Source organism: Pseudomonas sp. DR 5-09 (assembly GCF_001655595.1).
Taxonomy (GTDB): domain Bacteria; phylum Pseudomonadota; class Gammaproteobacteria; order Pseudomonadales; family Pseudomonadaceae; genus Aquipseudomonas; species Aquipseudomonas pharyngis.
On sequence record NZ_CP011566.1, the window covers coordinates 3,766,686 to 3,780,161 of the forward strand.

Annotated in this window: 12 protein-coding genes and 3 pseudogenes; 9 read left to right on the forward strand and 6 right to left on the reverse strand. The window is 59.0% G+C overall.

The features are described 5' to 3' along the window. Positions 1–37: 37 nt before the first annotated feature. Positions 38–346 carry a YecR family lipoprotein gene (gene yecR / locus PDR5_RS16715; RefSeq protein WP_011334629.1) on the forward strand — a complete coding sequence of 103 codons (309 nt, stop codon included), beginning with the start codon at positions 38–40 and terminating at the stop codon, positions 344–346. On the opposite strand, the gene PDR5_RS16720 is transcribed toward yecR, so the two are convergent. Then, complete coding sequence (locus PDR5_RS16720) at positions 318–1,955, reverse strand: ATP-binding response regulator (RefSeq protein ID WP_064597275.1); 1,638 nt, start codon at positions 1,953–1,955, stop codon at positions 318–320. The two genes, yecR and PDR5_RS16720, sit on opposite strands and share 29 nt — an antisense overlap. A gap of 113 nt (positions 1,956–2,068) precedes the next feature. On the opposite strand from PDR5_RS16720, the gene PDR5_RS16725 reads away from it, so the two are divergent. Further along, positions 2,069–2,674, forward strand: coding sequence for a LuxR C-terminal-related transcriptional regulator (locus PDR5_RS16725; RefSeq protein ID WP_064597277.1), 606 nt, complete (start codon positions 2,069–2,071; stop codon positions 2,672–2,674). A 12-nt stretch (positions 2,675–2,686) separates the two neighbouring features. Here the strand turns inward: PDR5_RS16725 and PDR5_RS16730 are convergent, their stop codons facing one another. After that, positions 2,687–2,962 (reverse strand): DUF2798 domain-containing protein, encoded by a 276-nt coding sequence (locus tag PDR5_RS16730; protein ID WP_064597279.1) that lies wholly within the window; start codon positions 2,960–2,962, stop codon positions 2,687–2,689. A gap of 130 nt (positions 2,963–3,092) precedes the next feature. Between PDR5_RS16730 and PDR5_RS16735 the strand changes: the two are divergent. After that, positions 3,093–4,015, forward strand: a pseudogene (locus PDR5_RS16735) (LysR substrate-binding domain-containing protein). Between the two features lie 3 nt (positions 4,016–4,018). Here PDR5_RS16735 and PDR5_RS16740 read toward each other — a convergent pair. Then, positions 4,019–5,017 (reverse strand): bile acid:sodium symporter family protein, encoded by a 999-nt coding sequence (locus PDR5_RS16740; RefSeq protein WP_064597281.1) that lies wholly within the window; start codon positions 5,015–5,017, stop codon positions 4,019–4,021. Positions 5,018–5,101: 84 nt separating this feature from the next. Here PDR5_RS16740 and PDR5_RS16745 point away from each other — a divergent pair, with 84 nt between their 5' ends. The 3 genes from PDR5_RS16745 to PDR5_RS16755 all read left to right on the forward strand — a co-directional run bounded on the left by PDR5_RS16745 (position 5,102) and on the right by PDR5_RS16755 (position 8,453). Beyond that, positions 5,102–5,890 (forward strand): AraC family transcriptional regulator, encoded by a 789-nt coding sequence (locus PDR5_RS16745; RefSeq protein WP_064597283.1) that lies wholly within the window; start codon positions 5,102–5,104, stop codon positions 5,888–5,890. Between the two features lie 138 nt (positions 5,891–6,028). After that, positions 6,029–7,741 carry an amidase gene (locus PDR5_RS16750; RefSeq protein ID WP_064597285.1) on the forward strand — a complete coding sequence of 571 codons (1,713 nt, stop codon included), beginning with the start codon at positions 6,029–6,031 and terminating at the stop codon, positions 7,739–7,741. 214 nt (positions 7,742–7,955) lie between these two features. After that, positions 7,956–8,453 (forward strand): hypothetical protein, encoded by a 498-nt coding sequence (locus PDR5_RS16755; RefSeq protein ID WP_064597287.1) that lies wholly within the window; start codon positions 7,956–7,958, stop codon positions 8,451–8,453. Positions 8,454–8,563: 110 nt separating this feature from the next. Here the strand turns inward: PDR5_RS16755 and PDR5_RS16760 are convergent. Then, positions 8,564–9,061: pseudogene (locus PDR5_RS16760) on the reverse strand (Dyp-type peroxidase); the annotation flags it as partial. Position 9,062: 1 nt separating this feature from the next. Between PDR5_RS16760 and PDR5_RS29365 the strand changes: the two are divergent. Together PDR5_RS29365 and PDR5_RS16770 are read left to right on the forward strand one after the other, a co-directional pair. Then, a pseudogene (locus PDR5_RS29365) lies at positions 9,063–9,245 on the forward strand (TerC family protein); the annotation flags it as partial. Positions 9,246–9,516: 271 nt separating this feature from the next. Next, positions 9,517–9,999, forward strand: coding sequence for a hypothetical protein (locus PDR5_RS16770; protein ID WP_064597291.1), 483 nt, complete (start codon positions 9,517–9,519; stop codon positions 9,997–9,999). Between the two features lie 148 nt (positions 10,000–10,147). Here the strand turns inward: PDR5_RS16770 and PDR5_RS16775 are convergent, their stop codons facing one another. Then, positions 10,148–11,098 carry a Dyp-type peroxidase gene (locus PDR5_RS16775; protein ID WP_064597293.1) on the reverse strand — a complete coding sequence of 317 codons (951 nt, stop codon included), beginning with the start codon at positions 11,096–11,098 and terminating at the stop codon, positions 10,148–10,150. Between the two features lie 193 nt (positions 11,099–11,291). Here PDR5_RS16775 and PDR5_RS16780 point away from each other — a divergent pair, with 193 nt between their 5' ends. After that, positions 11,292–12,269 (forward strand): TerC family protein, encoded by a 978-nt coding sequence (locus tag PDR5_RS16780; protein ID WP_064597295.1) that lies wholly within the window; start codon positions 11,292–11,294, stop codon positions 12,267–12,269. Positions 12,270–12,310: 41 nt separating this feature from the next. On the opposite strand, the gene PDR5_RS16785 is transcribed toward PDR5_RS16780, so the two are convergent. Further along, on the reverse strand, positions 12,311–13,411 hold the full coding sequence (locus PDR5_RS16785; protein WP_064597297.1) for a polyamine ABC transporter substrate-binding protein: 1,101 nt from the start codon (positions 13,409–13,411) through the stop codon (positions 12,311–12,313). Positions 13,412–13,476 lie beyond the last annotated feature (65 nt).

A 13,476-nucleotide genomic window follows, 5' to 3' on the forward strand; every position in this document is an offset into this window, starting at 1 on the left:
ACGCCTCTTCTCATCCGGTAAAGGATTTCGTTCGACCATGAAAACACTCATCGCCACCCTCAGCCTCGCGGCCGTCGTTCTCACCGGCTGCGCCACCCCCAAGCAATGGGAAGCCACCGGCGGCAGCAAGACCGACGGCGTTGTCCAGGTCTCCTATGAACTGGGCCAGTTCGAAAGCGGGCAAACCTCCGCCGCTCAAGGGTTGGCCGCGGCAGAAGGCCGTTGCAAGGTCTGGGGCTACAAGAGCGCCGAAGTATCAGGCTCGGAGAAAAACATCTGCCGCACCATGGGCCAGTACAACTGCCTGCAAACCACCATCACGCAGGACTATCTGTGTAAGCGCTGACCCCTTCGGTCTGCCGGTCGCGCAGCGCACGCAAGGTCGCGCGCAGCTCGGCCGGGCGTACCGGCTTGGACAGAATGGCGATCTGCCGGTCATGCAGGGCCGCCTGGATTTTTTCAATGTCATGCCCGGTGATGATCATGGCCGGCACCGCATAACCGCGCTGACGGCGAACCTCATCGATGCACTCGATGCCGGTGCTGTGCGCACCGAGGTCATAGTCGGCAACGATGATGTCGCAGTCCGTGACCAGGCCCTGCCCGCTCAGCTCGGCCTGCACAACGCAGCCCCAACGCTCGAGCAACGCCGAGGTCGCCAGCAGAACGTTGCGATCATCCTCCACCAGACACACCTTCAACCCCGTCAGCAAACCGATTTGCCGAGCCTCTTCACGATTGACCGGCACCTGCGGCGGCGCCAGCGGCAGTCCATGCAAGGTCACCGCCGTGCCATGCCCCAGCCGTGAGCGGATCGCGACATCAACACCTATCAATTGCCCCAGACGCCGAACAATCGACAGCCCCAGGCCCACACCTTCGACGTCCTTGTCGCGCAACTGGCGAACCCGATAAAACTCCTCGAACACCTTGGGCAAATGCTCTTCGGCGATGCCGCTGCCCCGGTCATAGATCGCGATGGCCAACCCCGCGCCGTGCTTGCGCACACCGATCAACACCGGTCGGTGCGCACCGTATTTGAAGCAATTGGAGAGCACGTTCTGGACCATGGTCGCCAGCAACGCCGGATCGGTACGTACCCAGTGTTCACAAGGTCGCAGACGCAACTCCACACCCGCCCAGCGTGCGGCTTCGGCGTTCTGACGGATCAGATCCGCCAGCCATTCGCCCAGCTCAAGCGTCTGCAAGCGCGGCAGAATCCGCCCGTTGTCGAGGGTGTAGAGATCAAGAATCGAACGAAACAACTGCGACACGTTGAGCAGCGAACGGTCGATGCTGTCCACCAGCCGCCGCTCCTCTTCGCCCAGCCGCGACTCACGCAGGCACGCGGTAAACAACCCGATGGAGTGGATCGGCTGACGCAGGTCATGACTGGCCTGAGCCAGGAACCGTGATTTTTCAAGGTTGGCGGCGACCGCCTCTTCGGACGCCTTGCGCGTGCGCTCCAGCAGCAGGTGCGCATACACCGGAATCACCGTGCTGGTGATCATCAGCATCAACACCATGAACGGTTGCGCCTGCCAATACGGGGTCAACCGATAGACCGCCAGCAGCGCCAGCAACGCCAGCACCGTGGCGATCGCCAGGTAGCGCGAGCCGTAGCGCATGCCGTTGCCGAGATTGACCCAGACCATGACGGCATAGATGGGCAACGCCGCCTCGCCGCCGACCACCAGCCCGAAACTGGTGCCGGTGTAATCGTGGAGCATGCCGAAAATCCGCCGCGCCGGATAATGCCCCGGCCAGCGCACAATCGCCTGGCGCAGCACGACGGAGGCCAGCAGAAACAGGGAAATGTAGGTGACCACCGGCAGGTAAGTATCGAAGCGCTGGCCCGGCAGGAAACCAAGCACGCCCATGTAAACCAGCGCAATGCTGGCGATGATGATGCGCAGATTGGCCTGGTCGAGCTCGGTGTTCTTTTCGAACTTCATGGGGGAACGTCCTTGTGCAGCAGTCGTCATAAACGCACGAATCAACAGGCAATGCCTTCGCCCGATGCTAAGGTGCATGCCATGAGCAATGCAGACCCAGGGAGGGTTGCGCCATGGCGTGCCGAATCATCATAGCCGACGATCACCCGTTGTTTCGCGAAGCGCTGCTGCGCACCGTCCAGCGTCTGCTGCCCGAAGCCCTGATCGAAGAAGCCGGCGACCTCGACACAGTGCTCGCCCTGCTGCCGGCGAGCGATGAGCCTGACACCTTGATCCTCGACCTGCGCTTCCCCGGCCTGACCTGTGTCAGCCAGCTCGCGGAACTGCGCCGGCGTTTGCCGCGAACCACGCTGATTGTGGTGTCGATGGTCGATGACGAGGCGCTGATCGGCGAAGTCATGGCGGCCGGCATCGATGGTTTTATCGGCAAGAACATCGCCCCGGATGAGATCGGTCAGGCGATCCAGGCGATTCGTGAAGGTGAGGTTCTGGTGAAATTCGCCCCGTCCGGCCTGCTGCCGCTGGACTCCGGCACCGCCCTCACCCCGCGTCAGCAGGATGTGCTGCGGCTGATCGCCCAAGGCAAGACCAACAAGGAAATCGCCCGCGAACTGGATATTTCGCCGTTCACGGTGCGGATTCATGTGTCGTCGTTGTTGCGGGTGCTCAACGTGCCGTCGCGAGCTGCGGCGGCGGTGAAATACTCCGGGGCCTTGTAGCGTGCCTCCAAATCAGGCGTGCGGGTGGACGGTCAGTGCGACCAGTTTCACCACAATCGGCCGGACCACGAGAATGCACAGAAATGCCACGGGCATCGCCAGTTTGTAGGCGTGCAGCGCATTGCTAAGGTAATCGGCATCAATTCCGAAATTGGAGGCGGTGATCACCAGCGGCATCAGAAACGCCATGATTGTCGCCATGTACAACGCAAATACGTACGGCATGGCACGGGCAGACAGCTTGCGCGGGCTGAACGCCGTGGTTCTTGGGGATAGTCTCTGATTCATGTCAGTCCTTGTTGACCGAAGTGGATAGTCGCCGAGCACCCTAACAAGTCTGCCAAGCCGAAACTAGACTGATCGCCGTGAGCACTTTATAAACAAAATCTTATTAATTCGTCCTCGCCGGGATCCACGCATGAACCTCTTGGGTGCAATCGATTGTTTTATCAAAGTCGTTGAGGCGGGATCGATTGTCGGCGCCGCCAAAACCCTCGGGGTGAGTGCCGCCGCCGTCAGTCAGACCCTTGGTCGCCTTGAAAATCACCTCGACACACGCCTGCTGCAACGCACCACCCGCAGCATGGCGCTGACGGAGAGCGGTTCGGTATATTTCGAGAAAGTAAAACGTATCGCGCTCGATCTGGAGTCCGCGCAGAGCGCCATCAGCCACGCGCAGACGCAACTCCAGGGACACTTGAGTATCGCCTCCACCGCCGGGTTCGGGCGCCATGTATTGGCCCCGGTCATTGCCGGTTTCGCCGAACGCTACCCGCAGTTGACGCTTGAGCTCTCGACCACCGACCGCAAAATCAACCACCTCCACGAAGGTATCGACCTGAGTCTGCGCATCGAGCCGCAACTGGAAGACGGCATCATCGCGCGCAAGGTTGCGACGGTGCCGTTCATGATTTGCGCCAGCCCTGACTACCTGCAAAAGGCCGGTCGTCCTTCTACTCCGGCGGATCTTCAACAGCACGCCTGTCTGGCGTTCCGCTATCCGCTGGACGGACGGTTACTGCGCTGGTGGTTCGTTGAGCAGGGTCAGCGCTTTGAGGCTGCGATCAATGCGACCGCCATCAGCGACGATATCGACGCCTTGGCGCAAATGGCTGCTCATGGTGCCGGGGTCACCCGACTGGCGGAATTCGTTGCAGCGCCCTATCTGGAAAGTGGTCACTGGTCTCTTTATTCGAACCGGGCGGCGGCTCGACCTTTGCCAGCGCCGCACCGCTCGAGATCTACGCCTGCGTGCAGGAGCGCGCCGCCATGACTTCCAAGGTCAAGGCCTTCACCGAGTTTTTGCAGGAGTTCCTGCATAACCGCTGGCCCGCTCGATGAGGATCAAGGATCAACCTGCGCCATCAGTTCAGGCACCGATTCCTGCCGCTTCGCATATCGCTGCGCCAGCACCGCGCAGACCATCAGTTGAATTTGATGGAACAGCATCAGCGGCAGAATCAACACGCCAATCGTGCTGCCGGCGAACAACACCTGCGCCATCGGCACGCCAGTGGCCAGGCTCTTTTTCGAACCGCAGAACAGAATGGTGATGCGATCCTCCAGACTGAAACCGAACGCCCTGCCCAGCAGCGTGGACGCCAGCAGCACCAGCGCCAGCAGGATGCAGCACACCACCACCAGCCCCAGCAGGTCGATCACCGGAATCTGGTGCCAGATGCCCTCGTTCACTGCCTCGCTGAACGCGCCGTAGACCACCAGCAGAATCGAGCCCTGATCGACGAATTTCAGCCAGTTCTTGTTGCGACCGACCCAGGCGCCGATCCAGCGACGGGCAATCTGGCCGGCAATGAACGGCAGCAGCAATTGCACGCTGATTTTCACGATTGCGTCGAGGGTCGAGCCGCCGTCGCCGTGGACGTTGAGCAGCAGCGTCACCAACAGCGGCGTGAGGAAAATCCCGAACAGGCTGGACGCCGCCGCACTGCAGATCGCCGCCGGAATATTGCCCCGCGCCAGCGAAGTAAAGGCAATCGCCGACTGCACCGTGGCCGGCAACGCACACAGGTAAAGCATGCCCATGTACAGCTGATCACCGATCAGCGGCGACAGCAGCGGCTTGAGCGCAAGACCCAGTAGCGGGAACAGGACAAAGGTCAGGCCGAACACCAGCAAATGCAGGCGCCAGTGGCCGGCGCCGGCGATGATCGATTCGCGCGACAGCTTGGCGCCGTGCAGGAAAAAAAGCAGCGCAATGGCGATGTTGGTCAGCCAGCCGAAACCGGTCGCGACCTGACCGCTGGCGGGCAGGAAGCTGGCCAGCAGCACCACGCCGATCAGGGTCAGGGTGAAGTTGTCGGGCAAAAATCGTGGGCGCGTCATGGTTTGCTCATCCGGGGGTTGCCAGTACGTGGAAGCGACTCTAACGTGACTGGAAATTACCGACTAACGCCGAAGTACCCACAGATGCCGCCAAAAGGACACGACAAGAGCGTCAGACGCAGCATTCCCGGGCTGCCCAGCCTGCCGCGTCCGCTGTACGGACGCACCGAATCGCTGCCCAATCGTGCGCTCACCCGCCGCCACAGCCATCCGTGGGTGCAGTTGTCCTACGCGATTCAGGGTGTGCTCGAAGTGCAGACTGCCGTCGGTCGTTTCGTTGCGCCGCCGGAGCGGGCGGTGTGGATTCCGGCGGGCGTGCCGCATCGGGTGTTCAGTTCGCCGCACACCGAAATGCGCAGCCTGTACATCGATTGCAGCGTCGCCAGCTGGGCGCCGGAGCGTTGTCATGTGCTCGGCGTCAGTGATCTTTTGCGTGAGCTGATTCGGGCCTTCAGTCAGATACCTGTCGAATATGACCAGAGCGGCCCGCACGGGCGCCTGGCCCAGGTGATCCTCGATCAACTGGCCGAGGCGCCGCCCATCGACCTGATGCTGCCACTGCCGCAGGACAGTCGCTTGCGCCAGATCTATCAGAGTCTGGAGCAACATCCGGAACAGCAGACCACCCTGGCGCACTGGAGCGAAAAATTCGGCGTGACCGAGAAAACTCTGACTCGGCTGTTCCTGCGCGACACCGGTTTGACCTTCCGCACCTGGCGCCAGCGCCTGCGTCTGCTGGGTGCGCTGACGCCGCTGGAACGCGGCGAACGCGTCACCGACGTGGCTTTGGCCTGTGGTTATGACTCGACATCGGCCTTTATTGCGGCGTTTCGCCAACAGTTCGGCGAGACGCCAGGAGAGTTTTTCCGATGAAATTAACCGATATTTATCGACTTTGTGCATGCCATTGGGCAAATTTCAGGGTAGAGTTTCGCCCATCAAGAACCTTTGACATCTTTCGACGATAACAATGATCAACCACCCTTTAGCGAACCTGTCGGCGGTAACAGCATGATCGAAGTCACTGAAGTTTCCATTGCCCAATTGCGCGCGGCGCTCGAGTCCGGCCAGACCACGGCGGTCGAGTTGGTGCAGGCCTATCTGGCGCGCATCGACGCCTATGACGGCCCTGACACCGCCACTGCGCTGAACGCGGTGATCGTGCGTAACCCCGACGCACTGAAAGAAGCGCAAGCCTCGGACGCCCGTCGTGCCAAGGGCGAAACCCTCGGTCCGCTGGACGGCATCCCCTACACCGCCAAGGACAGCTATCTGGTCAAAGGCCTGACCGCCGCGTCCGGCAGCCCGGCCTTCGCCGATCTGGTGGCACAGCGCGATGCGTTCACCATCGAGCGCCTGCGTGCGGGCGGTGCGATCTGCCTGGGCAAGACCAACATGCCGCCGATGGCCAATGGCGGGATGCAGCGCGGCGTCTATGGCCGTGCCGAAAGCCCGTATAACGCTGATTATCTGACTGCACCGTTTGCTTCCGGCTCATCGAACGGTGCCGGCACCGCCACCGCTGCGAGCTTCTCGGCATTCGGTCTGGCGGAAGAAACTTGGTCGAGCGGTCGCGGCCCTGCCTCGAACAACGGGCTGTGCGCCTACACGCCGTCGCGCGGCGTGATCTCGGTACGCGGCAACTGGCCGCTGACGCCGACCATGGACGTGGTGGTGCCCTACGCCCGCACCATGGCCGACCTGCTGGAAGTGCTCGACGTGGTGGTCGCCGAAGACAGCGACACCCGTGGCGACCTGTGGCGTCTGCAACCGTGGGTGCCGATCCCGAGCGTGGCCTCGGTGCGCCCGGCGTCCTATCTCGATCTGGCAGTGAAGAGCGATGCACTGGCCGGCAAACGCCTGGGCGTTCCGCGCATGTACATCAACGCCGACCCCGAGGCGGGCACCAGCGACGAGCCGGGCATTGGCGGCCCGACCGGACAACGCATCAACACCCGCGCCTCGGTGATCGATCTGTGGAAACAGGCCCACCAGGCCCTCGAAGCCGCCGGTGCAGAAGTTATCGAAGTGGATTTCCCGCTGGTTTCCAACTGCGAGGGCGACCGTCCGGGCGCACCGACCGTGTTCAATCGCGGCATCGTCTCCAAGGAGTTCATGCATCACGAACTGTGGGACCTGTCGGCCTGGGCCTTCGATGATTTCCTGCGTGCCAACGGCGATCCGAAACTCAACCGTCTGGCGGACGTCGACGGCCCGAAAATCTTCCCCCACGACCCGGGCACCCTGCCCAACCGTGAAGGCGACCTCGCTGCCGGCATGGACGAATACGTGCGCATGGCCCAGCGCGGCATCACACCATGGGATCAGATCCCGACCCTGCCGGACGGCCTGCGCGGTCTGGAGAAAACCCGCAAGCTCGACCTCGAAGACTGGATGGATCGCCTCGGCCTCGACGCCGTGCTGTTCCCAACCAACGCCGACGTGGGTCCGGCCGACGCCGACGTCAACCCGGCCTCGGCGGACATCGCCTGGAGCAACGGCATCTGGGTCGCCAACGGCAACCTCGCGATCCGCCACCTCGGCGTGCCGACCGTCACCGTGCCGATGGGCGTGATGGCCGACATCGGCATGCCGGTGGGGTTGACGTTTGCCGGGCGGGCCTATGACGACTCGACGCTGCTGCGACTGGCGGCGGCGTTTGAAGCCACCGGGTCGAAGCGTCGGGTTCCCCCACGTACACCAGCACTTTCCAGCGAGCGTTGATTGACTCTCACCCTGTGAGTCCGCGCTTTAAACGTGTGCCGTGAGCCTGTTCGCGGCACATATTTCCAGACACCAACCCACGCCTTCAACTTTTAATCAACTGTCAACTCTGACAGTTGTAAATAAAAAAAATGACAACTAGATTCGAATTGCAAGAGCGGCAGAACTCACAATTGCGTTTGCCAAACTACCAATTCGATGAAGGACAATGGTTATGGAAATCGATAAATTCCCGCCAGAAATCAAAGCTGCGCTAGGTTTAGACGGCAACAATGAAGCTATAACTGTCATCTCCAATGAGGAAAAAGAAGCTTCCATATTCCGGGTAAGTATTGCACCGAGGCACCCGGGTCTTGGTACTGAATTTATTGCGGAGCGATACATTTACGCAAGCCTGACCCCAGACAGCCACAGTCTCCTGGGATATAGAAAAAGACCAGATGGTTTTCCAGAGGATCAGATTTCAATTATTCTTCCAAAACGCTTGCCGCCTGGTGAATATCCTTTCAAAAACTCCGACATGGACTTCCCCCACGCCTATGCTGGACACTACCCCAACGGTTACAGCGCAAGGAGTGGCTTCATAAAATTCACCCGCGACGACGCCAACCAGAGGATTGAAGCGACCTTTGAATTCTCTATAAAAACAGACGAACTCGATTACGAGTTGAAAGGAAAGCTCTATCTAGATGCAACAGGCCCATTTGAATAAGCACACTGCCAAACAACCAACCATTGAATAAAAACTTTGGTGTTTAGCAGTCCGGTGCAGAACCTGAAGAGGGACATAAAAGGGCGGGATCAATTGATCCCGCCGCTTTTCTATGGTTCTGCCAGTTCTTCCAGCAAATCCGCCGAAGGCACAAAGAAAAGGCTGCCAGTGACCGCCGTGCTGAAGTCCAGCAACCGGTCGTAATTGCCGGGTGGCTTGCCGACAAACATGTTCTCCAGCATCTGCTCCAGCGGCTCCGGCGAACGCGCATAACCAATGAAATAAGTGCCGAACTCGCCTGCGCCAGGTCGGCCGAACGGCATGTTGTCGCGCAGGATTTTAACCTCTTCGCCGTCCTTGGTGATGGTCGTCAGCGCGCTGTGGGAGTTGCTCGGTTTGACCGAATCATCGAGCTCGATATCGGACAGTTTGGTGCGACCGATCACCCGCTCCTGTGCTTCGACTGACAGTTCGTTCCACGCCTTCATGTTGTGCAGGTACTTCTGCACCAGCACGTAACTGCCGCCGCTGAACGTCTGATCTTCATCACCCACGAGGGTGAAATGCTCGGCTTTGCGGCCGACCGGATTTTCCGTGCCGTCGACAAATCTGAACGGCGAATTCGGCCCCGAAATCGCCAAGGTCAAGACCCTGGAATTCCTCACCGGTTATTTGATCGAGCAGTCGCTGTCGATCGATAACATGTTCGTCTTCGTGATGATTTTCAGCTACTTCGCCGTGCCGCCGGAGTTGCAGCGCCGGGTGCTGCTGTACGGCGTGCTTGGGGCAATCCAAGCGTCTGGTACCGCCACGCACGCCAGCGCTGGCAACCCGATAGGTTCTCGCAGTCTTAACGCACTTCGCTTAGAGAAGCGGGCGCCATGAAGTCAATAATGGCCCCGCTTCTCTAATATCAAGTACGCGCTCACACATTCCTGCCTTATACAACTGTAAGTTCTGACAGTTGCCCCTTGAAAAACGCAAGCGTAGCGTGACGATTGATTGGGTCATTGATACCCAAGACTGTCTTTCACGCACTTTGATTTCGAAGGAACGTAAAATCATGACCACAAACAAACTGTATGAAGCGCTGGGCATTGATAACAACTTGAAGCCTCTGCCTGCCACTCAAAAATCAAGCGCCGCCGACCAAACTTTCACCGCAATCATTGAACCTGCACTCCCCTCCGGAACTGATAAATTCAAGGCAGAGGAGTTTTGGTATGAGAAATTTATTCCAGACACTATTAGTGTGTTGGGGCGCTCTGGCGCTGGGGAAAAAATGAAGCAAATAGCTATCCTTATCAACGAACAGACCCCAGATGGCACCTATAAGGTGAGTGGTTTCCAAGCAGTGGACGTCACAGCAGTACTGCTTGCAGACGGTGTGTTTACACATGCTCGAAAAGGTTCTGTAACGTTCAAACGAAACACCACCAATAACTCAATCGAAGGCACGGCCGATTTCAAAATTGACTTTGGAGAAGGCGTTGAGTACCGAGTATCACGAGTTGAATTTAAAGTGAAAGCAACTGGCCCGCTTTAAACAGGCCAATGTTCTTTTCAACACAGGGTGAAGGGCAGTCTTTCGATAAGAGCTAAATTTAATCGTTGACGAGCCCCTTCCCAATTCAACTTCAGAACTGAAAATTCAAAAACAACGAAGTCAGTTCGGCTACCTGTCCTGGTTTTTCTTAACGTTCTGCCAGTTCTTCCAGCAAATCCGCCGAAGGCACAAAGAACAGACTGCCTGTGACGGCGGTGCTGAAATCCAGCAGTCGATCGTAATTGCCGGGTGGCTTGCCGACAAACATGTTCTCCAGCATCTGCTCCAGCGGCTCCGGCGAACGCGCATAACCAATGAAATAAGTGCCGAACTCGCCTGCGCCAGGTCGGCCGAACGGCATGTTGTCGCGCAGGATCTTCACCTCTTCGCCGTCCTTGGTGATGGTCGTCAAGGCGCTGTGGGAGTTGCTCGGCTTGACCGAATCGTCCAGCTCGATATCAGACAGTTTGGTGCGCCCGATCACCCGTTCCTGCGCCTCGACCGACAATTCGTTCCAGGCCTTCATGTTGTGCAGATACTTCTGCACCAGCACGTAACTGCCGCCGCAGAACGTCTGATCTTCATCACCCACGAGGGTGAAATGCTCGGCTTTGCGGCCGACCGGATTCTCCGTGCCGTCGACGAAACCGATGATGCTGCGCATGTCGAAATAGCGGAAACCCTGCACCTCGTCGGTCACCGTCACAGCGTCGTCCAGCGCCGACATCAACTGCGTCGCCAGTTCGAAACACAGGTCCATTTGATCGGCGCGAATGTGCAGCAGCAAGTCGCCCGGCGTGGAAACGGCGCGTCGCCCTTCTACGCCGAATTCGCGAAAGTCGTGCAAGGATGCCGGGCGTGGACTGCCGAACAGACGATCCCAGGCGTTGGAAGAGAACCCGCAAACACAGGACAGGCTTCCCGAAGGGACACGCTTGCCGACCGAGCGCGTCAGCCCCGCGACATCGGCGCACCAGCCGCGGACTTTTTCCGCTGCATCTGAATCGGCGTTGAGGGTCGCCACAATGAATATGGCAGCGCTGGTGATCGGGCTGCAGACGGCTTGAGGATCTGGCGTTTCGATGATCGTGACTCCCAAGGGATGATGGACTGGCTCGAAGGGAGGTTAGCAAAGAAGCACAGACTGAAATACCTTCCGTCACCCCGTTGCCAAGGTAGACACTTCGTTAATAACGAACAATACCCACGAAATAAACGATTTTTCTTTGTCGGAAAGCTCCTACTAGCATGGCCCCGTCTACCCCGAAAAACATAAAGACAGGGAGAACGGCATGCACCCCATCAACATCGGCGAACCCTGGATGTGGGTCGCCTTCATCGTTTTTGTCCTCGCCATGCTGGCCGTCGACCTGTTTGTCTTCGGTGGGCGCAAGGCGCATCGGGTCTCGGTACGTGAAGCCTCATCCTGGGTGTTCGCCTGGTGCATGCTGGCGATGGCCTTCGCCGGATTGCTCTGGTGGTATCTGAACGGCGAATTCGGCCCCGAAATCGCCAAGGTCAAGACCCTGGAATTTCTCACCGGTTACTTGATCGAGCAGTCGCTGTCGATCGACAACATGTTCGTCTTCGTGATGATCTTCAGCTACTTTGCCGTGCCGCCGGAGTTGCAGCGCCGGGTGCTGCTGTACGGCGTGCTCGGGGCAATCGTGATGCGCGCGGCGATGATTTTTGCCGGCGTATGGCTGGTGTCGCAATTCACTTGGCTGCTGTATGTGTTCGGCGTGTTCCTGATCATCACCGGGATCAAGATGCTGGTGTTCGCCGAGCAGCAACCGGATCTCGATAACAACCCGCTGCTGCGTTGGGTGCGCGGACATCTGCGGATCACCAACGGCTTTCACGGCGAGCGGTTTTTCGTGCTGCAGAACGGTGTGCGCTGGGCCACGCCGATGTTTCTGGTGCTGGTGCTGATCGAGGCCAGCGACCTGATGTTTGCGGTCGACAGCATCCCGGCGATTTTCGCGGTGACCACCGACCCGTTCATCATTTTCACCTCGAACATCTTCGCGATCATGGGCCTACGGGCGCTGTACTTTTTGCTGGCAGACATGGCCGACCGTTTTCATCTGCTCAAGTACGGACTGGCGCTGGTGCTGGTGTTCATCGGCGGGAAGATGACGGTGATGCCGTGGTTTCACATGCCGGTGGAGTGGTCGCTGGCGATTGTTGGCGGGCTGATTCTGGCGTCGGTGGTGCTGAGTCTGATGCTGACGAAGGACAAGTCGCCCGAAGAAAGTCAGGCGAAATAACGGCCGAGGGAGCGAACGGATTCGCTCCCTCGGCTTTGAGCTCATTTATCCGACTTGATACTGGTCCACACCCGGGTCCGCACCCGCTCCAGTTTCTGCGGCAACGGTTGCACCACGTACAGCTTCTTCAGCGCTTCGCTGGTCGGCGTCAGGTTCGGGTTGCCTGTGATTTCCTTGTTGATCAGCGGCAGCGAATCCTTGTTGGCATTCGGGTAGCCGAGGAAGTCGCTGATCGAAGCGATGACTTTCGGATCGAGCAAGGTGTTGAGGAACTCGTGGGCCTCTTCGACGTTCTTCGCGCTCTTCGGAATGGCGAAGGTGTCGAACCAGATCGGCGCGCCTTCCTTCGGCAAGCGCCAGTCGACCACCACGCCATTGCCCGCCTCTTTGGCACGGTTGCCGAACTGGTAGAAGCTGCCGGAATAACCGATGGCCACGCAGATATCGCCGTTGGCGATGTCGGTCATGTACTTGGCCGAGTTGAAGTAGGTGACGTAAGGGCGAACCTTGAGCATCAGGTCCTTGGCTTTCTCATAGTCGGCCGGGTTCTGGCTGTTCGGGTCCAGGCCCAGGTAGTGCAGAGCCAGCGGCAGGATTTCCGACGGCGAATCGAGCATTGCCACGCCGCAGGATTTCAGCTTTTCCATGTTCTCCGGCTTGAACACCAGATCCCAGCTGTCCACCGGCGCATTCTCACCGAGCGCAGCCTTGACCTTGGCCGGGTTGAAACCGATCAGTACCGTGCCGACCATGTAGGGCACGCCGTACTGATTGCCGGGGTCGTTGGCGTCGAGCAACTTGAGCAGCGCCGGGTCCTGGTGGCTCCAGTTCGGCAGCTTGGACTTGTCGAGTTTCTGGAACACACCGGCCTTGATCTGGGTATCGAGGAACTGATTCGACGGCACCACCAGGTCATAGCCGGAGTTGCCGGTCAGCAATTTGGCTTCGAGGGATTCGTTGGTGTCGAAGGTGTCCCAGGTCACTTTGATGTTGCTTTTGGCGGCGAACTCCTTGGGCACCGACGGCAGGATGTAATCCGCCCAGTTGTACACCCGCAGTTCGCGCTGTTCGGCCTGTACGGCGCTGGCCAGCAGCGTCAGCCCGAAAACAGTAGCGCCCAGAATGCGTTTCATCGTGACCATGTTGTGTTTCCCCGAATGCAGCGTGAGTCGATGGTTTTTATGTTCTGTACACGGCAGTGGCTGGC

Excerpts from the sequence above, each read along its gene's own strand:
- PDR5_RS16745 (WP_064597283.1), top strand. The coding sequence starts at position 5,102 with ATGCCGCCAAAAGGACACGACAAGAGCGTCAGACGCAGCATTCCCGGG.
- PDR5_RS16755 (WP_064597287.1), top strand. The coding sequence starts at position 7,956 with ATGGAAATCGATAAATTCCCGCCAGAAATCAAAGCTGCGCTAGGTTTA.
- PDR5_RS16740 (WP_064597281.1), bottom strand. The coding sequence starts at position 5,017 with ATGACGCGCCCACGATTTTTGCCCGACAACTTCACCCTGACCCTGATC.
- PDR5_RS16785 (WP_064597297.1), bottom strand. The coding sequence starts at position 13,411 with ATGGTCACGATGAAACGCATTCTGGGCGCTACTGTTTTCGGGCTGACG.
- PDR5_RS16725 (WP_064597277.1), top strand. The coding sequence starts at position 2,069 with ATGGCGTGCCGAATCATCATAGCCGACGATCACCCGTTGTTTCGCGAA.
- PDR5_RS16770 (WP_064597291.1), top strand. The coding sequence starts at position 9,517 with ATGACCACAAACAAACTGTATGAAGCGCTGGGCATTGATAACAACTTG.
- PDR5_RS16720 (WP_064597275.1), bottom strand. The coding sequence starts at position 1,955 with ATGAAGTTCGAAAAGAACACCGAGCTCGACCAGGCCAATCTGCGCATC.
- PDR5_RS16780 (WP_064597295.1), top strand. The coding sequence starts at position 11,292 with ATGCACCCCATCAACATCGGCGAACCCTGGATGTGGGTCGCCTTCATC.
- PDR5_RS16730 (WP_064597279.1), bottom strand. The coding sequence starts at position 2,962 with ATGAATCAGAGACTATCCCCAAGAACCACGGCGTTCAGCCCGCGCAAG.
- yecR (WP_011334629.1), top strand. The coding sequence starts at position 38 with ATGAAAACACTCATCGCCACCCTCAGCCTCGCGGCCGTCGTTCTCACC.
- PDR5_RS16750 (WP_064597285.1), top strand. The coding sequence starts at position 6,029 with ATGATCGAAGTCACTGAAGTTTCCATTGCCCAATTGCGCGCGGCGCTC.